Source organism: Streptomyces sp. NBC_01089 (genome assembly GCF_045162975.1).
Lineage (GTDB): Bacteria > Actinomycetota > Actinomycetes > Streptomycetales > Streptomycetaceae > Streptomyces.
In genome coordinates this window covers 3,710,235-3,728,777 of record NZ_CP108660.1, presented here as the reverse complement: position 1 = coordinate 3,728,777, position 18,543 = coordinate 3,710,235, and the positions used below count along the sequence as shown (strand labels likewise).

Here is an 18,543-nt window from a genome sequence, read left to right as displayed (position 1 = left end):
CTCGTACGGGCCGCAAAAGAGGGCCTTCGGCCAGGGCCGGACTACGCTCCGGGAATGGACTTCAGGCGTCTGCTCTCCGCTCCGGTCACCGTGCTGGCCATGGCCGGTCTGCTTGTTTCGGGCTGTTCGTCGGGTGGCTCGGCCCCCGCTTCGCAGTCCGGCGCTTCGGCGACCGGCGCAAGCACGGCCGGGGCCGCGACGTCCGCGCCGGCCGCGGACCTGGCCACGTACTACGGCCAGAAACTGTCGTGGCGTTCCTGCGGCGCCCCGGGGTTCCAGTGCTCCACGATGAAAGTGCCGCTCGACTACGCGAAGCCGTCGGACGGCGACATCAAGCTCGCGGTCTCCCGCAAGAAGGCCACAGGACCCGGAAAGCGGATCGGCTCCTTGCTGGTCAACCCGGGCGGCCCCGGGGGCTCGGCGATCGACTATCTCCAGCAGTACGCGGGAATCGGCTACCCTGCCGCGGTCCGCGCTCGCTACGACATGGTGGCCGTCGACCCGCGCGGGGTGGCGCGCAGCCAGCCGGTCGAATGCCTTACGGGCAAGCAGATGGACGCGTACACGGAGGTCGACCAGACCCCGGACAACGCGGGGGAGACCAAGAAGCTCACCGCATCGCTCAAGGAATTCGCGCAGGGCTGCGAGAAGCACTCGGCCAAGATCCTTCCGCATGTCTCCACGGTCGACGCCGCCCGTGACATGGACATCCTGCGCGGAATCCTCGGGGACAAGAAGCTGAACTATGTGGGCGCCTCGTACGGCACCTTCCTCGGCGCGACGTACGCGGGACTCTTCCCGGCCCGGGTGGGCCGCCTGGTCCTGGACGGCGCGATGGACCCCTCGCTGACGTCGCTCCAGATGAACCGCGACCAGACCGCCGGCTTCGAGACCGCGTTCAAGTCCTTCGCCGCCGACTGCATCAAACACAAGGACTGCCCGCTCGGCACCACCTCCGTGGCCGACGCCTCACACCGCCTGGAGGCGTTCTTCTCCCGGCTGGACGCCAAGCCGATCCCGACCGGCCAGAGCCGCAAACTGGGCGAGTCGCTCGCCACGACCGGGGTGATCTCGGCGATGTACGACGAGGGCTCCTGGCCCCAGCTGCGCACCGCGCTCACCCACGCGATGGCCGGAAACGGTGCGGCCCTGCTCGCCCTGTCCGACTCGTACTACGAGCGCGACAGCAAGGGCAAGTACGCGAACCTGATGTACGCCAACGCCGCGGTGAACTGCCTGGACCTGCCGCCGGCCTTCAAGAGCCCCGCAGCCGTCACCAAGGCCCTGCCGTCCTTCGAGAAGGCGTCCCCGGTCTTCGGCAAGGGCTTCGCCTGGGCGGCCCTGAACTGCTCCTACTGGCCGCTGCACGCCACCGGCACCGCTCACCGCATCACGGCGAAGGGCGCGGCCCCGATCGTGGTGGTCGGCACGACCCGCGACCCGGCGACCCCGTACAAGTGGGCGAAGTCCCTGGCGGCCCAGCTGTCCTCCGGCACGCTGCTCACCTACGACGGCGACGGCCACACCGCGTACGGCCGCGGCAGCGACTGCATCGACACGGCGATCAACAAGTACCTCCTGGACGGCACCCCGCCGAAGAACGGCAAGAAATGCTCCTGACCTGCACGGATAGGCCCGGCTGGGGGGTGTCGGGAGCACCCTCGGAAACTGTGTAGACTTGGCGTCGCTGCTGACCGCACCATGGTCAGGACGGCGTGCCGCCTTAGCTCAGTTGGCCAGAGCAACGCACTCGTAATGCGTAGGTCTCGGGTTCGAATCCCGAAGGCGGCCCTGTAAAAGCCCCAGGACTCACTCGCCGTGACCTGGGGCTTTTGCTTTCGGCCCGTCGTGCGCTGTCGCAGCCGTCGTGGTTCAACGCTCAGTGGCTCCCGGCCCGGCCCGCGGCCGCTACGCGGGCACTGTCGCCGGTGCCGTGAACTTGCGTGCCGGGACCTCCGGCAGTGTCCTGCGGGCCAGGCTCGCCAGGGTGCCGCCGGGGCCGATGTCCAGGAAGTCGGTGCAACCCAGCTCTTCGTGGAGCGTCCTCAGCGATTCCACCCAGCGGACTCTGCCGACCAGCTGGCGGCCGCTCAGCTCCTGCCACTGGCTGCCGCCGTAGTGCGCGCGGGCGTCGACGTTCGCGACAACGGGGAGGACGCCGGCCGCGAAGTGCGTCATTCCGAGAGCCCGGCGCAGGGCCGCGCTCGCCGGTTCCATGTAGGGGCTGTGGCAGGCAGCTGAGACGGGGAGCGCGCTGCAGCGCAGGCCGGACGCGGTGGCGCGGGACGCGGCCGCGTCGATGGCCGTACGGCTGCCCGCGATCACTGTCTGCTGGGGGCTGTTGTGGTTGGCCACCCACAGGTCGGCGTCCTCCCGCTGGAGCGAGGCGACCAGGTCCGCGACGGCGTCGATGTCGCCGCCCATTACCGCGGCCATCGCCCCGTTCCGCTGCCGGGCGGCCCTGGCCATGGCCCGGCCACGCTCGCCCACCAGCCAGGCGCCGTCGGCCACGGAGAGCACGCCGGCCGCGACCAGCGCCGTGTACTCGCCGAGGCTGTGACCGGCTACCGCCCCCACTCGCGCGTCGGACTCCCGCCTCCGGAACTCCGACCACGCGAGCAGGGAGGCCGTGAACACGGATATCTGGGCGTGATCGGTACGGGACAAGGTGTCCTGGCCGGCGGTGAGGAGCAGTTCGGCGACGTCGAAGCCGGAGGCCCGCGAGACCGACTCGACAAGTTCCCAGGACTCGGTGGACCGCCAGGGCTCACCCATCCCCGGTCGCTGAACGCCCTGTCCCGGAAAGAGAACGGCGTATCGGGGCGAGGTTCCGGACGGCTCGCGAAAGTGGGTGTTCACGGTTTTTCCTTCCGTTGCTGCGGCGGTGGTTCGCCAGTCAGGAAGGATCATCCGGGGCCACCGCTCAAGCCGTGGAAAAGAAATCCGGCTTTTCCTCGCCTTGAGTGGGGCATTGCCGCCCGCCCCCGACCCTTCTTGTCGGACGGCGCCATTCAGGGGCCCGTCGGATGGGAGGGCATGGCATGACCACCGTCGTCGATAAACCCGTCACGGAAATTCCGCTCGTCTCCGGGGGGCTGGAGCCGGAACCGGAACGACCTGTCGGCGGGCACGCACGGGTGGAGGAGCTGCGTCGGCTGCGCGCCGAGGTCCACGCCGGACCAGGGGCGCGGGCCACCCAGGCGCAGCACGACCGGGGCAAGCTCACCGCGCGTGAACGCATCGAACTGCTGCTGGACGAGGGGTCGTTCACGGAACTGGAGCGGTTGCGCAGGCACCGCGCCACCGGGTTCGGTCTGGAGGCGCGCAGGCCGCACACCGACGGTGTGATCACCGGCTGGGGCACGGTCGAGGGCCGGCAGGTCTTCGTCTACGCCCATGACTTCCGTATCTTCGGCGGGGCGCTCGGTGAGTCGCACGCCGCGAAGATCCACAAACTGATGGACCTGGCCGAGTCCTCGGGCGCGCCGCTGGTCAGCCTCTGCGACGGCGCGGGCGCCCGTATCCAGGAAGGGGTCACGGCGCTCGCCGGCTACGGCGGCATCTTCAGTCGCAACGCCCTCTCGTCGGGCGTGATCCCGCAGATCAGCGTGATCCTCGGGCCGTGTGCGGGCGGCGCCGCCTATTCCCCGGCGCTGACCGACTTCACGTTCATGGTGCGGGGTGTGGCGCAGATGTTCATCACGGGCCCGGACGTCGTGCAGGCGGTCACCGGGGAGCGCGTGAGCATGGACGAGCTGGGTGGCGCCGACGTGCACGCGTCCGTGTCAGGTGTCTCGGCGTTCGCGTACGACGACGAGGTGAGCTGCCTGGAGGACGTGCGCTACCTGCTGTCGTTCCTGCCGTCGAACAACCGCCAGGCGCCACCCGCGGTGGCGGGCGACGATCCGCCGGACCGGCGCACCGACCGGCTCACCGATCTGGTGCCCGCGGATCCCTCGCAGGGTTACGACGTCCGGGCCGTCATCGAGGAGATCGTCGATGACGGCGAGTTCTTCGAGGTGCAGCCCGACTTCGCGCACAACGTGGTGTGTGCGCTGACCCGGATCGACGGGCATGTCGTGGGAGTCGTCGCCAACCAGCCCATCGCCTGCGCCGGCGTCCTGGACATCAAGGCCAGCGAGAAGGCGGCCCGGTTCGTCTCACTGTGCGACGCCTTCAACATCCCGCTGGTGACCATGCTCGACGTCCCCGGCTTCCTGCCGGGCGTGGACCAGGAGCACAGCGGCATCATCCGGCACGGCGCGAAGCTGCTGTACGCGTACTGCAACGCCACGGTCCCCCGTATCCAGCTGATCATGCGCAAGGCGTACGGCGGTGCGTACATCGTGATGGACTCGCGCTCCGTCGGAGCCGACCTCTCCTTCGCCTGGCCCACCAACGAGGTGGCGGTCATGGGCGCCGAGGGCGCCGCCAACGTCATCTTCCGCCGCCGGATAGCCGCCGCCGACGACCCCGAGGCCATGCGCGAGCAGATGGTCAAGGAGTACAAGGACGAGCTGATGCACCCGTACTACGCGGCCGAACGCGGACTGGTCGACGACGTCATCGAGCCGGGCGAGACCCGGGCGGTGCTCGCCAGGTCGCTGGCCATGCTGCGCACCAAGCACCGCACACTGCCGCAGCGCAAGCACGGGATCACCCCGCTGTGAGCGCCGCGACGGCATCCGACGTCCTGCGGGAGGCCGCCTTCCGTGTGGTGCGCGGCAACCCGACCCCCGACGAACTCGCCGCGCTCGTCGCGGTCCTGACAGCCACCTTGCAGGCCCGTGCGGCTGTCTGCGACGACGCCCCGGCGGCGCCCGCGCGCGTGGAGTGGGACCGGCCCGCCGGCGCCTACTGCAGCCCCCTCGCCTGGGCGGTCTGAGCCCGCCTCGCCGTCCTTGAGGCCGCCTTTAGCGAACGCTTTGTGTCCCCCATCGACAATGTAATCAAGCGAGTGCGGGGAAAAGGAAATGTCGAATTTCCCGCTCCCCTCGTGCCGCATCAGGAGGACTGATATGAACCCCGAGGAAAAGAAGACCTGCCAGCCGGGCGCCGCGAATCTCGAATTCATGCGCACGGTGGACCGCTCCCTGCTCCACCGCTGGGCACTCTCCGAGGTATTCCTGACGGACAGCAGGCAGACCGGCGAGGGCAATTACCTCTCGGCCGCCCAGCTTCCCCCGTCCCACGCCTACTACACCGAGCACACCTCGCGCCTCGGCGCCCCCGACCCGATGCTCCTCCTGGAGTGCTGCCGGCAGGCCGAGACATATGGCGGCCACGAGTTCGCCGGTGTCTCGCGCAAGAGCAAGTTCCTGCTGCGGTCCTGGTCGATGGAGCTGCCCGGTCTCCTCACCCTCCCCGAGGAGGCGGCACCGGGCGAGCTGCGGATCTCGGTGCGCACCAGCAACCGGCGCGGCACTCCGGGCGATGTGCGCAGGCTGACCTTCGGCATCGACATGAAGCTGGCCAAGCGCTGCCTCGGCTTCGTCAGCATGGATGTCGGTTACATACCCGCCGAGGTGTACGACGAGGTGCGCGTCCGGGGCCGCGGTCGGCCCCTCGTGCCCTTCAAGGACATCCCGCGGGACAACGCCCATGTGTCCCCGCACCTCGTCGGCCGCAACTCCCCGTCGAACGTGGTGCTCTCCTCAGCGACCGTCGGCACCGACAGCGCGTACGCCACCGTGCGTATCCCGCTCGACAACCGCAGCATGTTCGACCACGGCCAGGACCACGTGCCGGGCATGGTCCTCATGGAGGCCGCCCGCCAGCTGTGCCTGCTCGGCGGCTCCGACCTGTGGGGCACTTCGGTGAACCGGACGACTGTCGCCGGCTTCGACTTCTCCTTCATGCGCTACGCCGAACTCGACGCGCCGACCACCGTCCACATCCGCAAGACAGAGCCGTACGCCCATGAGGACAACCTCAGCCTGATGCTGCCGAATCTGCGGACCTTCTACATCGACTTCGAGCAGGACGGCGACGTCATCGCCTCCGGCCGGATGCACACCACGACGTCCGCAGCGGTCACCGCGCTGCCCGAAGGGGAGGAGTGCCTGTGACCACCGGCCAGGTGTGGCTGTCGGCGGCCCAATGGCTGCCGCCCGCCGCACAGAAGACGGTGGACGCTCTCGCCGACGGCCGGGTGACGGCCGAGGAGGCCGACGCGATGGGGTACGAGCAACTGCCCGTGTCCCCCGGGGATTCGGCTCCTCAGATGGCGGTGCGCGCAGCCCACCGGGCGCTGTCACGGGCCGGTGTCCGGGCCCGGGATCTCACCGCCACCCTGCACGCCTGGACCTACTACCAGGGCCACGACTTCTGGTCACCCGCGCACTACGTGGCCGCCGAGACCGGCGCCCACCACGCAGTCCCCACGGGCATCCAGCAGATGTGCAACGGCGCGGCGGCCGCCCTGCAGAGCGCGGTGCACCACATCGCGGCCGGCGACGGCACCGCACAGGTCCTCGTGACGACCGGGGACCGCTTCGCGCGGCCGGGCTTCGACCGCTGGGGCGGGGACTACGGCGTCTGGTACGGGGACGGCGCCACCGCAGCCGTTCTGGCACGGGCGGCCACCGCCGACGCCGTGCCGCAGGGCGCACTCACCCTGCGCGCCCTGCAGACCCGGGCCGCGCCCGCATTCGAGTCCGCCCACCGCGACCTCGGCCCTTTCCACCCGGCGCCGCACACGAGCAGCGCGACCGTGGATGTGCGGCGCACCAAGAAGGCCTTCCTCGCCGCGCACGGCAAACCGGAGTTCCTGAACCGGCTGCGACAGGAGACGAGCGAGGTCCTCGCCGCCGCGCTGCGGGAGGCGGGCATCGGCCGAGACGGCCAGGGGCTGCACAGGGTGCTGCTGCCCAGGCTGGGCCGGGCGACCGCCCGCGACGTGTACGGGCCCGCCGTCTCCGAGGTCACCGACGCGCCGCTCGTCGACCTCGGCGACCGTACGGGGCACCTGGGTGCCGGAGACCTCATCTCCAACCTGACCGCGCTGACCGACGACACGAGCCCGCACCGCCTCGAACGCGGCCAGAGCGCCGCCGTGCTGAGCGCGGGCGCCGGGTTCACCTGGAGCGCCGTCGTCGTACACCGCCCCTGACCTCCACACCACACCGATTCGACGAAAGGCACACCTGTCATGACGATCCCCCTGCGCGAGGGCCCCGGCGGACGCCGCCCCGTCCTCGTCGTGGGCGCGGGCCCTGTGGGCCTGGTGCTCGCCACCGAACTGCTCAGCCAGGGCGTCCCGGTGAGACTGATCGACAACTCGGCCGCCGGGCCCGTCCAGCACTCCCGCGCCAGCGTGGTGTGGCCACGCAGCCTTGAGCTCCTCGGCCGCATCGGCGCCGCCCAGCCCCTCGTCGATTCGGGCAACCGCCTCGACTCGGTGCAGTACTACTCCCGTAAGCGGCATATCGGCGCCGTCGAGATGAGCCGCCTCACCGACACCCCGTACCCCTTCGGTGTGGTCATCCCGCAGGACACCACCGAGGAGGTCATCCGCACCCGGCTCGCCGCTCACGGCGGCGAGATCGAGTCCGGGACGCTCACCGGGTTGGACACCTCAGGGCCCCGCCCCGTCGCAGAGGTGGAACGCGCCGACGGACGCACGGAGCAGATCGAGGCGGACTGGGTGGTCGGCGCGGACGGCGCCCGCAGCGCGGTACGCCACTTCGCCGGCATCGAGCTCCTCGGTACCGGCAACGACGTCCTGTTCGCCATCGGCGACGGCCCCGTCGACGGCGACATGGACCCCCACGCTCTCGTCTACTGCTACTCGCGCACCGGCGCACTGGGTATCGCGCCCTTCGGCGACGGCCAGTTCCGGCTCGCCATCAGCGTCCCGGACTGGAACGAGGAGCAGGGCCCGCCCCGCGAGCTGTTCCAGCACTTCCTCGACGAGCGCTCCCCGCGGCCCGGTCTGGTCGGGAAGCTGGACTGGTCCACGATCTTCCGGGCCCGTCGCAGGGTCGCGGAGACGATGCGCTCGGGACGCGTCTTCCTCGCGGGCGACGCCGCCCATGTGTTCAGCGCGGCCGGCGCCCAGGGCATGAACACCGGCATCCAGGACGCGGTCAACCTCGCCTGGAAGCTGGCCGGGGTCGTCAACGGCCTCTACGAACCAGGCATCCTCGACACCTACGACACCGACCGCCACCTGGCCGCCGAGCGCATCGTCCTGACCACCGCCAAGCAGACCAGCTGGGGCCTGTTCAAGCGCCGGCACGAGATAGCGGCGCGTGACGGGGCCCTGCGGCTGGCCCACCGCACCGGACTCCTGCAGCGCTTCGGGGCCCCGCTGATGGCGCAGCACGACGTGAGCTACCGCCCGGCGGAGTCCCTGCGCGACACGCTGCCAGGCCTCACCCGCAGGCTCCGCGCCGGAGACCGCCTCCCGGTGTTCGCCGCACACGGCACCCCGCAGGAGGGCGCCGGGCGCTGGCCATCGATCGACCCGGCACGGTTTTCACTGCTTCTGTGGGCGGGCGAGCGGCAGGACACCGAATGGGTGGAGAGCCGGCGTGCTCTGACCGCCACCGCGCCCGCCAACGTCGACGTCCAGGACATCTCGGCGTGGCCCGGCTTCACGCCCCTCCTCGGCAGCGGCCCCACGGCCGTACTCGTACGGCCGGACGGACACATCGCGGCGCTGACCGCGCCCGAACCCACTGCCGTACGCGTGGCGTTGCGCCGGGCGGGCACCTCGTTCCGGGCGGCCGCGGCACCCGTCCGCGCGGTGTTCGGACCGGCGTCCGGCACCGGGCACAACATCGAGGAGCTGGCCTCATGAGCCGCGCAGCCGTGCTCTGCGGTCTGGGCGGCGCACTGCCCGCGACCGCTGTCACCAACGAGGAGCTGGCCGCCCAGCTCGACACCACCGACCGGTGGATCCGTACCCGCACGGGCATCGGACGGCGGTATGTGATCGCGCCGGGCGAGGCCACATCCGATCTGGCTGTCACGGCCGGGGGGCGGGCCCTGGAGTCGGCCTGCAGGACGGGCGGCGACGCGGCGGCCGAGGTGGATCTGGTGGTCGTCGCCACCAGCACCCCCGACCGGCCATGCCCGGCCACCGCGCCGGGCGTCGCCCACCGGCTCGGGCTCGGCAAGGTACCCGCCTTCGACGTGGCGGCCGTGTGCACGGGGTTCGTGTACGCCCTCGCCACCGCCGCCTCCGTGATCACCGCCGGCGTCGCCCGGCGGGCCCTGGTGATCGGGGCCGACACCTTCTCCACACTCCTCGACCCCGCCGACCGCACCACCCGCGCGATCTTCGGCGACGGAGCCGGAGCCGTCGTGCTGCGGGCCGGCGAGTCCGACGAGCCCGGGGCGCTGCTCGGCTTCGACCTGGGCAGCGACGGCGGCGGCGCCGATCTCATCACGGTGCGCGCCGGCGGCTCCCGCCAGCGTGCGTCGGGCCGGCCGCCCGCCGAAGGCGACCAGTGGTTCGCCATGGAGGGCCGGCCGGTGTTCACCGAGGCCGTGATCAACATGAGCGAGTCCTCGCAGCGCCTCCTCGACCGGGTCGGCTGGACGACGGGACAACTCGACAAGATCGTGGCCCACCAGGCCAACGTCCGCATCCTGCACGCCGTCGGCGAGCAACTGGGCCTGGAGGAGAAGCAGATCGTGGTGAACCTGGACCGGGTCGGCAACACCGTCGCCGCCTCGATCCCACTCGCCCTGGCGGACGCCGCCACCGACGGCGAGCTCGTACCGGGCCACCACGTGGTCCTCACCGGCTTCGGCGGCGGCCTCACCTGGGGTTCGGCCGCACTGGTCTGGCCGGACATCGAAGCGGTCACGGAGCCGGCCGCGCCGTAACCCTGTGCGGTCCCACCGCACTACACCGCACCACACACCACACACCCACACATGCAGAACACATACAGAAGGAGCTCGTCATGACTGCTCTCACCACTCAGTACTCCCTCAAGCACCAGGTCTCCGGCCTCATCAGCGAGAAGTTCGGCCTCGACGAGGCGGAGCTGCTGTCCGGCGCCACGTTCGACGAGCTGGACATCGACTCGCTGATACTCGTCGAGCTCAGCCTCATACTGCGCAAGGGGATGGGCGTCGTCCTGTTGGAGGGCGAGCTCAAGTCGTCCTTCACGCTGGACGAAGCGGTCGCCGTGATCAGCGCGAAGGTGGCCCAGGCGTGAGCGGGGCGGCCCGGGGGCGTGGCATCGCGATCACCGGAATCGGCCTCGTCACACCCGCCGGTATCGGCGTCCGGGACAACTGGCAGCGCGTCCTGTCGGGGGTGTCCGCCGCCGCCACCGATCCCGAACTCAAGGGCGAGCGGGTCGACATCTCCTGCCGGGTACCCGGCTTCGACGCCGCGGCCGAGCTGGGCCGGCGCAACGCCTGGAAGCTGGACCGGTTCGCTCAGCTCGCCATCGTGAGCGCCCGGCAGGCGGTCGCCGACGCGGGGCTCGACAGCGGTGCCTGGGACGGCACCCGGGTGGGCGTCGTCATCGGGAACTCGCTGGGCGGCGCCACCACGCTGGAGAAGCAGCTGCGGACCTACTCCGAGGGCACACCCGATGACGTGTCGGCGCTGATGATCCCCATGAGTATGGTCAACATGGTCGCCGGGTACGTGGCCATGGACCAGCACATCCAGGGCCCCAGCCTGGTCACCGCGACGGCCTGTGCGTCCGGGGCGTCGGCCATCGGCACCGCCCGGGAGTGGCTGCTGTCCGGGCTGTGCGACGTGGTCCTGGCCGGCGGCACCGAGGCGGCGATCAGCCCCGGCACTCTCAACGGCCTGTCCCGGATGGGAGCCCTTTCGGGCCGTACGGACGACCCGGGCGCGGCTTCCCGGCCCTTCGCGCACGACCGGGACGGCTTCGTGGCGGGGGAGGGCGCGGGCATCCTCGTACTGGAACGGTACGCGGACGCCACCGCCCGCGGCGCCCGCCGCTACGCCGACATCGCCGGGTTCGCGGCGACGTCGGACGCCCATCACGCCACCGCACCCGACCCGCAGGGCGCCGGCCTGGCCCGCGCCCTGCGGGGCGCCCTCACCGACGCGGGAGTGCTCCCGGACGAGGTGGAGCACGTCAACGCACACGGCACCTCGACCCCCATGAACGATCTGACCGAGGCCCGTGCCCTGCATGCGGTGCTCGGCAGCCGTGCGGCGGTGACGTCCACCAAGGGGGTCACCGGCCACACGCTGGCCGCGGCCGGTGCCGTCGAGGCCGCGTACACGGCTCTGGCGCTGTACCACGGTGCCCTGCCCCCCACCGCCAACGTGGGGTCGCTCGACCCCTCGATCGACGTCGACATCGACGTCATCACCGGGCGGGCGAGGCACCAGCGGATCACCGTCGCGGCCAGTACATCCCTCGGGTTCGGCGGTCACAACGCCGCCCTCGTGCTCACCGCCGCCTGAACGGGGCCGGGGCAATGGCGCCCCGGCCCCGCACCCTCGTTCCAACCCCCCCCAAGTACCGCATTCAGGAGAGGAATTCGCGTGGACACGCGTCAACTCGGCAGCACCGGACCGGAAGTCGGCCCCGTCGGCCTCGGCTGCATGGGAATGAGCTGGGGCTATGCCGAGTCCCAGCGCGACGACGCCGCCTCTGTCGAGGTGATCCGCCGCGCGCTGGACTCCGGACCTGTTCTCATCGACACCGCCGACGCCTACGGCAGCGGACACAACGAGACTCTCGTCGGGCAGGCCGTAGCCGGACGCCGTGCGGACGCGGTCGTGGCGACCAAGACCGGCATCGTCGTGGACGACCTCGCCACCCGCACCCTCAGCCGCGACGGTTCCCCCGAGCACATCCGGCGCTCGGCCGACGCCTCGCTGCGCCGGCTGGGTGTGGACGCCATCGACCTCTACTACCTGCACCGGGTCGACCCCGCGGTGCCGCTCGACGAGTCGTGGGGCGCACTGTCCGACCTGGTGCGGCAGGGCAAGGTCCGTCACCTCGGGCTCTCCGAGGTGACCCGGGAACAGGCGACCGCCGCGCACCTCGCGCATCCCGTATCGGCCGTCCAGTCCGAGCTGTCCCTGTGGACCCGCGACCCGCTCGACCCGCACACGGGGATCGCCGGCTGGTGCGCGGACAACGGCGCCGCGTTCGTTCCCTTCGCCCCGCTCGGCAGAGGCTTCCTGACGGGCCGCTACGAGCGGCCCGACGACTTCGAGGACGGCGACTTCCGCGCCACCAACCCGCGCTTCCGGAGCGAGGCGTTCACCATCAATCTGCGCATCGTGAGGGCGGTCGAAGAGGTCGCCGCACGGCACGGCGCCACGGCCGCCCAGGCCGCGCTGGCCTGGACGCTCGCCCAGGGCGACCACGTCATTCCCATCCCCGGCACCAAGCAGCTGCGCTATCTGACCGCCAACACGGCCGCGGCAGGACTGCGCCTCACCGCGCAGGACCTGGCGGATCTGGACGCCGCGCCCGCAGCCGTCGGCAGCCGCTACTGATGCCCCCATCCGCGAAGGCAGGAGCAGAACCATGGATGAGCACGCCGCCACCCCCGAGCACGATCTGAGCCCCGAGCACACCCCCACCTCCGAGCATGCCCTCACCCCCGAGCATGCCCTCACCCCCGGTGCCGCGCCGCACCCCTTCACCGTGGCCGTCGTCGGGCTGGGCGGTACCGGTCTCGCCCTCGCCCGCCGGCTGACCCGCGCGGGGCTCGATGTCATCGGTATCGACGACGACCCCGGCGCACTGGCCGGGGCTCTGCTCCTGAGCCCCGGCGAGCGCCCCCGTACCCTGACCCGGTTTCCGGCGGGCGCCGCGGCCGCCGACCTGGTCATCGAGGCCGTACCGGAACCGCCGGCTCTGAAACGGGCCGTCCTCGCCTCCCTGCGCGAGCATCTGCGCCCCGGAACCCCCGTCCTCACCACGGCGCTGACCACCCCACTCGCGGAGCTCGAGGACGCCGCGGGTCCGGATCTGTTCGCGTTGCGCTTCCTGCGCGCCGACGCTCTCGCCGCCGTCGAGCTGGCCCGCGCCCCCCGTGCGGCGGACGCCGCGGCGGCCCGTGTCGGGGAGATCCTCTCGGCGGCGGGAATCAAGGCCCACCAGGTCGGCGACCGGGCAGGCTCCTTCGCGCCGGGCCTGCTGCTCGGACTCCTCAACCAGGCCGCGTGGATGGTCCACGACGGCTACGCGAGCGCAGCGGACGTGGACAGGGCGGTACGGCTCGGCTGCGGATGGAGCGAGGGCCCGCTGGCCGCGCTCGACGCGATCGGCCTGGACACCGCACGCGACATCCTCGCCCGCCTCGGCGACCTCGGCGGCGGACACCGCGCGCCCGCGCCGGTCCTCGACGAACTGGTCGCGCAGGGCGCGCTGGGTGTCAAGACGGGCCGCGGCTTCCACCGTCACGGCGCACAGCCGACGCCCCGCCGGACCGTGGCGCCCACCGCTCCCCCCGGCTGCAATGTCGTCGTGGTCGGCTCCGGCACCATGGCCACCGGTATAGCCGAGGTCTGCGCACGCGGCGGATTCCGCACCACGCTGCTCGCCAGGTCGGAAGAGAAGGCCGCCGACGCTGCCGAGCGCATCGGATTCGCGCTCCAGCGCTCTGCGGCCGCCGGTGCCGACGACACCGGACCGCAGGACGACCCGCCCCGCTGGACCGCCACGAGCGACCGGTCCGTGCTGTCCGGCGCGGACATCGTCGTGGAGGCGGTTGTGGAGGACCTGGAGGTGAAGCGGCGGCTCTTCGCCGAGCTGGGGAGGGTGTGCGCGCCGAACACGGTGCTCGCCACGTCCTCGTCGAGCCTGTCGGTGGGCGCCTGCACCGAGACCGCGGGCCGACCCGCGCACGTCCTGGGTCTGCACTTCTTCAACCCCGCGTCCCTGATGCCCCTCGTGGAGCTGGTGCCGGGCGAGCGCACCAGCGCACACACCATGGCCCGGGCCCGTGCGCTCGTCGAGCGGCTCGGCAAGGAGACCGTGGAGTGCGGCGACCGGACGGGCTTCATCGTCAACGCCCTGCTCTTCCCCTATCTGAACCAGGCGCTGGACCTCCTGGACGCGGGAACGACGACACCGGCGGCGCTCGACCTGACCGTCAAGTCCGTGGCGGGACAGCCCCTGGGCCCTGCGCGGCTGCTGGACACCATCGGCGCCGACGTGGCCCTGGAGGTGCAGCGCCGGCTCCACCAGGACCCGCGGCGCAGGGCGCAGGCCCCCGTACCGCTGCTGGAACAGCTGGTCGCCACAGACCATCTGGGCCGCAAGACATCCGGCAAGGGCGTTCGCGCCTATCTGACGGCGCGTGCCGCTGAAGCCGCCGCTGCCTCCGCCGTGGCCGTCTGACGCCGTACACCCCGCCGCTTCCTGTCCCCCCGCTCCGCCCCCGCACGGAAGGCGTATGACATGCCCGAAGTCCCCGGCTCATCCGAACCGACCACATGTTCCGCCGTCGACATCGCCCTCTTCGACGTCGACGAGACACTGATCACCGTCAAGAGCATGTTCAGTTTTCTGGAGTTCCACTACCGCGAGCGCGGGCTGCCGGCCTCCGCGTACACCGAGGCCGCCGGCAACCTGCGCGAGCGGGCCGCCGCCGGCGTCTCGCGGCAGCGGACCAACTGCGAGTACTACCGGCTCTTCGCGGGGCGGCCGCGGGAGGAGGTGTACGCGCACGGCCGCGCCTGGTTCGCCGCGGAGCTGGCCCGCGGCACGCTCCTGCACCGGCCCGCAGTCGACGCGCTCCGCCGCCACCGCCGTGACGGCGCACTGATCGCACTGGTCTCGGGCTCGTTCCGGCCGTGCCTGGAGCCCCTGGCGGAGCACCTGGGCGCGGACGTGATCCTGTGCAGCGAGCCGGAGATCGTGGGTGGCTACTTCACGGGCCATCTGGCACGTGCCGCCATCGGACCGGAGAAGGGACGTCTCGCGCGGGAGCTGATGGCGCGGCACGCGATACCCGCGTCGCGTGCCGCCGCCTACGGCGACCACGCCTCGGACCTGGACCTCCTGCGTTCCGTGGGACGCCCGGTGGCGGTCGGCGGCGACCTGACCCTCGGGGCCCACGTCACGCGGACGGGCGGGGCCACGCTGCCCGGAGTACGGAGCGCCGAGCCCGTCGAGGACCGGGCCCTCAGGGGGCCGCGGTCTTGGCGACCGACACCAGCGCGGTAAAGCAGAGGGCGTCGTTCTGATGCATCGTCACCAGAATTCTGGCGCGTCCCTGCTGATCGTCCGGCAGCGACTGGGCGTCCACCCGGCAGGGGCTGTCGAGCTCGACGTAGCGGTGGAAGACCGTCTCCATCGCCTCGGTGACGCCCGCCCGCGGGTGCCGCGCGGCACGGGCCGCCTGCTTGGCCGCCTCCAGGAGCAGGATGCCGGGCACGTGGTCGCTCGGGTGGTCGAAGTACATCGGGTGGTGCGTGTCGACCCGCAACTGCCAGCGGTCGCGCTCCGCTGTGGGCGAGAGGACGGCGTCGCGGAACTCCTCGCTGGCTCCGGAGACCGGCGGCGGCAGCGGACGGCTGCGGGCCAGCTCCAGCATCGCGGCGGAGTCGGCGCGGGTCCCGCGCAGACGCTGGTAGATCGCGGGGGGCTGGATGTTGAACCGGGTGTAAGCGGTGGCCAGTCGGCGGCCGTCGCACACCACGGTGATGTCGAGCGACAGGCCACCGACACGGCCGCGGCGGCGCACGATGTCATGGCACTTGATGTACAGCTCGGGCCGGCCGCTCGCGCCGCCGGAGTTGAGCGCGTCCAAGTGCAGGGCGTAGCGGTACTCGTCCCACAGCAGGTGGTGGCCGAAGGGGACGTCGTAACTCGCGTGTGCGAGCAGCGGGAAGGTCTGCCGGATCGTCTCGGTCAGCAGCACCGCGGCGTCGCGGCGGTTGTCCTCGGTGCGCGTCAGCCGGCTGGTGTCCGTCCAGTCCGCGGTGATCAGGAACTCGTCCTCGCCGGTGCGGTGCAGGTCCGTCAGGAGCACCTGTGACGCGTCGTGTTTGTGGACGAGGTCCTTTGCTATGTGAGCCGCTCTCGAAACGATCGACGAAGCCATGTCGTTCATTTGTGTTCCCCCTGTGTCAGTGAGCGCTGCCCGCACTGCCCCCGAGGCGGTGGCGGATCGGCGCCGCAGCCAGTAACATAGAGGGCGTTCTTTTTTTTGTCGAGACCGGGGCGTGCCATGGCAGTACCGAAGCAGGAACGCGCAGTTCAGACCCGGGAGCAGCTTCTGAGGGCTGCGGCCGAGGTTTTTGACGAGTACGGCTATGCCGGCGCGGGGATCAACAAGATTCTTGGCCGGGCGGGCGTGACGGCGGGGGCTCTTTACTTCCATTTCAAGAACAAACAGGATCTCGCAGTCGAGGTGATGCGCGCCCAGCGCACCGCCATCGAGCCTCATGTGCCGTCCAGCGGACTTCAGCGCATGGTGGACATCACGCTGATCTGGTCGCACTCCCTGCAGGCCGATCCGCTGCTGCGGGCGGGTGTGCGCCTGACGAGCGAACAGGCCACGTTCGGCGTCCAGGATGCCTCGCCCTACGCAGTCTGGGCCGGCAGCTTCGAGGAGTGCCTCGAAGCCGCCCGCGAGGCCGGCGAGCTGCGGGAGCACGTGCGGCTCGGCGACATGGCCGAGTTCGTGGTCGGTGCGTGCACCGGGCTGCAGGAGTACGCACAGGTCGTCTGCAAGCGTGCCGATCTGCCGCGGCGCACGGTCAACATGTGGAATCTGCTGCTGCCCGGCATCGCCACGGAGCGGGCCTTCGACGCGATCGAGAACAGCCGGGAGCGCGCACAGTCCCTCTGGAGGAGCACACTTGACGCACAGGACCAGGAGGGCAGCCGTGCCTGATCCGCTCCGCCGGCTGCGGCTCGCCGCCGTCAACATCGACGGGATCCTGCTCACCGACACCTTCAGCCCGCTGATCCACCGGTTCGTCACCAGCCGGGGCGCCGACTACTCCGCCGATGTCGAACGGCGGGTGTTCTCCCAGCGCCAGGCCGTCGCCGGCCAGGCATTGGCGGACTCGGTACCACAGGATCTGACGGGGGAGCAGGCCCTCGACGCGTACTTCGCCGAGCGTGCCGCCTATCTCGCCGACCACCCCGTGGAGCTCATGGAAGGCGCGGTCGCCCTGCTGGAACGGCTGCGCGACGCGGGTCTTCCGGCCGTCTGCTACGGCGGCCTCGGCAAGTCGCACTTCGACGAGCATCTCGGCCCGTACACCGACCTGTTCGCCGATCCGCGGTACATCTGCACCAATGAGGTGCGCCCCGGTCTCAAGGAGATCACCGCGCACTTCGGCCTCGACCACGGCGAGGTGCTCTTCATCGACGACGTGGCGCGCGTGGCGGAGGCCGCCAGGGCGCTCGACGTGCCGTTCATCGGCCACCCCAGCACCTTCGAGCACAGCCATCAGGCCGAGTTGATGCGCGAGGCCGGGGTGCGCCACCTCGTCGGTTCCTTGCACGAGATCGACGACGCGCTGCTGCGCACGCTGGACGGAGAGGCGGCGTCCGGCACGGTCTGGGAGGGCCGCGGAGCGCGCGAGGAGCCTGCACGCGCCGGAGTGTGAGGCCGGGCGTCCTGGGTGGCGGCCCGGCCGGGCCGCCACCCAGGACGCCGTACGGCCGGAGGATCCCGGGGTCCGTCCGACCGGACCGGAACTGCCCGGTCAGACGGCCAGGACCCCGCCGTCGACGGGCACGGTCGCGCCGGTCACGAAGGACGAGGCGTCACCGCACAGCCACATCGCGGCCTCTGCCACCTCGGCCGGATCGGCGAAGCGCTGCTGGATGGCGCGCGCGAAGAACTTCTTCTCGATGCCCGGCGCCTGGTCGATGACGGACTCCATCATCTCGGTCAGTGTGCTGCCCACCGCGAGGGCGTTGACGCGGATGCCGCGTGTCCCGTACTCGGATGCGGCCGCCTTGGTCAGCCCGATCACCGCGTGCTTGGCGGCGACATAGGGTGCGCCGACACCGGTGGCGATGAGCCCTGCCGTGCTCGCGGTATTGACGATGGACCCCCCGCCCGTGCGGAGCATGGCTCTGATCTGGTGGCGCATGCAGTTCCACACACCGCGTACGTTCACGTCGATCACGGCGTCGAAGTCGTCGTCGGGTGTCTCGTGCAGATCCTGGCCGAGCGTGGCGTGCCCCGCGTTGTTGAAGGCGGCGTCCAGTCGGCCGAAGCGTTCCAGGGCGGTCTCCACCGCCCGCTCCACGTCCTCACCGCGGCGCACATCACCGGGAACGGCTGCCGCCTGCCCTCCTGCTGTTTCGATCTCCTCCACCAGCGCGTCGAGTTGCTGCTGCCGCCGGGCCATGAGGACCACAGGCGCGTCATGGGCGGCGAACAGCCGTGCCGCCGCCGCGCCTATGCCCGACGAAGCCCCCGTGATCATCACTACCCGGCCGTCCATATTGCGTGCGTTCTCCGTCATGACCGGCAGTCAAGCAGCCGATCCGAAGGGCCGGGAGGCGTTATCTCATCCCTCGATACCGACCGACCTGCCAAGAACGTTCCGGGTCCTTCGCATGAGGCGTTCTTGGGAAACCCTTGACCTACGGTGGATTC

The 18,543-nt window shown here is 71.1% G+C and carries 17 protein-coding genes and 1 tRNA gene; 15 read left to right on the top strand and 3 right to left on the bottom strand.

From position 1 onward, the window contains the following. The first annotated feature begins 54 nt into the window (after positions 1-54). Together OG510_RS16495 and OG510_RS16490 are read left to right on the top strand one after the other, a co-directional pair. On the top strand, positions 55-1,620 hold the full coding sequence (locus tag OG510_RS16495) for an alpha/beta hydrolase (protein ID WP_406137660.1): 1,566 nt from the start codon (positions 55-57) through the stop codon (positions 1,618-1,620). 97 nt (positions 1,621-1,717) lie between these two features. Then, positions 1,718-1,791, top strand: a tRNA-Thr gene (locus OG510_RS16490). Between the two features lie 117 nt (positions 1,792-1,908). Here OG510_RS16490 and OG510_RS16485 read toward each other — a convergent pair. Continuing rightward, on the bottom strand, positions 1,909-2,859 hold the full coding sequence (locus tag OG510_RS16485; protein ID WP_406137658.1) for an ACP S-malonyltransferase: 951 nt from the start codon (positions 2,857-2,859) through the stop codon (positions 1,909-1,911). A 182-nt stretch (positions 2,860-3,041) separates the two neighbouring features. Here OG510_RS16485 and OG510_RS16480 point away from each other — a divergent pair, with 182 nt between their 5' ends. The 11 genes from OG510_RS16480 (at position 3,042) to OG510_RS16430 (ending at position 15,140) form a co-directional block, all read left to right on the top strand. Next, positions 3,042-4,670 carry an acyl-CoA carboxylase subunit beta gene (locus OG510_RS16480; protein ID WP_406137656.1) on the top strand — a complete coding sequence of 543 codons (1,629 nt, stop codon included), beginning with the start codon at positions 3,042-3,044 and terminating at the stop codon, positions 4,668-4,670. After that, positions 4,667-4,885, top strand: a complete 219-nt coding sequence (locus OG510_RS16475) for an acyl-CoA carboxylase subunit epsilon (RefSeq protein ID WP_406137655.1) — start codon at positions 4,667-4,669, stop codon at positions 4,883-4,885. Before OG510_RS16480 ends, OG510_RS16475 begins: the two co-directional genes overlap by 4 nt. A gap of 133 nt (positions 4,886-5,018) precedes the next feature. Next, positions 5,019-6,068, top strand: coding sequence for an AfsA-related hotdog domain-containing protein (locus tag OG510_RS16470; protein WP_406137654.1), 1,050 nt, complete (start codon positions 5,019-5,021; stop codon positions 6,066-6,068). Continuing rightward, the gene (locus tag OG510_RS16465; protein WP_406137653.1) at positions 6,065-7,111 is read left to right on the top strand and encodes a 3-oxoacyl-ACP synthase; all 1,047 of its coding nucleotides are present in this window, start codon (positions 6,065-6,067) and stop codon (positions 7,109-7,111) included. Before OG510_RS16470 ends, OG510_RS16465 begins: the two co-directional genes overlap by 4 nt. A gap of 39 nt (positions 7,112-7,150) precedes the next feature. Continuing rightward, positions 7,151-8,803, top strand: coding sequence for an FAD-dependent monooxygenase (locus OG510_RS16460; RefSeq protein ID WP_406137652.1), 1,653 nt, complete (start codon positions 7,151-7,153; stop codon positions 8,801-8,803). Beyond that, a complete protein-coding gene (locus OG510_RS16455; protein ID WP_406137650.1) occupies positions 8,800-9,837 on the top strand; it encodes a beta-ketoacyl-ACP synthase III in 1,038 nt (345 codons plus the stop codon). Before OG510_RS16460 ends, OG510_RS16455 begins: the two co-directional genes overlap by 4 nt. A gap of 80 nt (positions 9,838-9,917) precedes the next feature. Beyond that, on the top strand, positions 9,918-10,175 hold the full coding sequence (locus OG510_RS16450; protein ID WP_406137648.1) for an acyl carrier protein: 258 nt from the start codon (positions 9,918-9,920) through the stop codon (positions 10,173-10,175). Further along, entirely contained in the window at positions 10,172-11,413 is a 1,242-nt protein-coding gene (locus OG510_RS16445; protein WP_406137647.1) for a beta-ketoacyl-[acyl-carrier-protein] synthase family protein, read from the top strand. The genes OG510_RS16450 and OG510_RS16445 overlap by 4 nt, the downstream gene beginning before the upstream one ends. An 81-nt stretch (positions 11,414-11,494) precedes the next feature. Further along, a complete protein-coding gene (locus OG510_RS16440) occupies positions 11,495-12,460 on the top strand; it encodes an aldo/keto reductase (protein WP_406137646.1) in 966 nt (321 codons plus the stop codon). Between the two features lie 31 nt (positions 12,461-12,491). Further along, positions 12,492-14,312: a 3-hydroxyacyl-CoA dehydrogenase family protein gene (locus tag OG510_RS16435; RefSeq protein ID WP_406137645.1), complete on the top strand. Its 1,821-nt coding sequence runs from the start codon at positions 12,492-12,494 to the stop codon at positions 14,310-14,312. A gap of 60 nt (positions 14,313-14,372) precedes the next feature. After that, the gene (locus OG510_RS16430; protein WP_406137644.1) at positions 14,373-15,140 is read left to right on the top strand and encodes an HAD family hydrolase; all 768 of its coding nucleotides are present in this window, start codon (positions 14,373-14,375) and stop codon (positions 15,138-15,140) included. Here OG510_RS16430 and OG510_RS16425 read toward each other — a convergent pair. Continuing rightward, positions 15,100-16,029, bottom strand: coding sequence for a ScbA/BarX family gamma-butyrolactone biosynthesis protein (locus OG510_RS16425; RefSeq protein WP_406137642.1), 930 nt, complete (start codon positions 16,027-16,029; stop codon positions 15,100-15,102). The genes OG510_RS16430 and OG510_RS16425 overlap by 41 nt on opposite strands. Positions 16,030-16,146: 117 nt before the next feature. On the opposite strand from OG510_RS16425, the gene OG510_RS16420 reads away from it, so the two are divergent. Next, complete coding sequence (locus OG510_RS16420) at positions 16,147-16,815, top strand: ScbR family autoregulator-binding transcription factor (protein ID WP_406137641.1); 669 nt, start codon at positions 16,147-16,149, stop codon at positions 16,813-16,815. Further along, positions 16,808-17,539, top strand: a complete 732-nt coding sequence (locus tag OG510_RS16415; RefSeq protein ID WP_406137640.1) for an HAD family phosphatase — start codon at positions 16,808-16,810, stop codon at positions 17,537-17,539. The genes OG510_RS16420 and OG510_RS16415 overlap by 8 nt, the downstream gene beginning before the upstream one ends. A gap of 99 nt (positions 17,540-17,638) precedes the next feature. Here OG510_RS16415 and OG510_RS16410 read toward each other — a convergent pair whose 3' ends face one another. Next, entirely contained in the window at positions 17,639-18,409 is a 771-nt protein-coding gene (locus OG510_RS16410; protein ID WP_406137638.1) for an SDR family NAD(P)-dependent oxidoreductase, read from the bottom strand. Positions 18,410-18,543 lie beyond the last annotated feature (134 nt).

What these genes read in the sequence shown, in the direction of transcription:
- OG510_RS16450 (WP_406137648.1), top strand. Translation starts at nt 9,918, where the DNA reads ATGACTGCTCTCACCACTCAGTACTCCCTCAAGCACCAGGTCTCCGGC.
- OG510_RS16420 (WP_406137641.1), top strand. Translation starts at nt 16,147, where the DNA reads ATGGCAGTACCGAAGCAGGAACGCGCAGTTCAGACCCGGGAGCAGCTT.
- OG510_RS16435 (WP_406137645.1), top strand. Translation starts at nt 12,492, where the DNA reads ATGGATGAGCACGCCGCCACCCCCGAGCACGATCTGAGCCCCGAGCAC.
- OG510_RS16480 (WP_406137656.1), top strand. Translation starts at nt 3,042, where the DNA reads ATGACCACCGTCGTCGATAAACCCGTCACGGAAATTCCGCTCGTCTCC.
- OG510_RS16495 (WP_406137660.1), top strand. Translation starts at nt 55, where the DNA reads ATGGACTTCAGGCGTCTGCTCTCCGCTCCGGTCACCGTGCTGGCCATG.
- OG510_RS16460 (WP_406137652.1), top strand. Translation starts at nt 7,151, where the DNA reads ATGACGATCCCCCTGCGCGAGGGCCCCGGCGGACGCCGCCCCGTCCTC.
- OG510_RS16410 (WP_406137638.1), bottom strand. Translation starts at nt 18,409, where the DNA reads ATGACGGAGAACGCACGCAATATGGACGGCCGGGTAGTGATGATCACG.
- OG510_RS16430 (WP_406137644.1), top strand. Translation starts at nt 14,373, where the DNA reads ATGCCCGAAGTCCCCGGCTCATCCGAACCGACCACATGTTCCGCCGTC.
- OG510_RS16425 (WP_406137642.1), bottom strand. Translation starts at nt 16,029, where the DNA reads ATGAACGACATGGCTTCGTCGATCGTTTCGAGAGCGGCTCACATAGCA.
- OG510_RS16455 (WP_406137650.1), top strand. Translation starts at nt 8,800, where the DNA reads ATGAGCCGCGCAGCCGTGCTCTGCGGTCTGGGCGGCGCACTGCCCGCG.
- OG510_RS16470 (WP_406137654.1), top strand. Translation starts at nt 5,019, where the DNA reads ATGAACCCCGAGGAAAAGAAGACCTGCCAGCCGGGCGCCGCGAATCTC.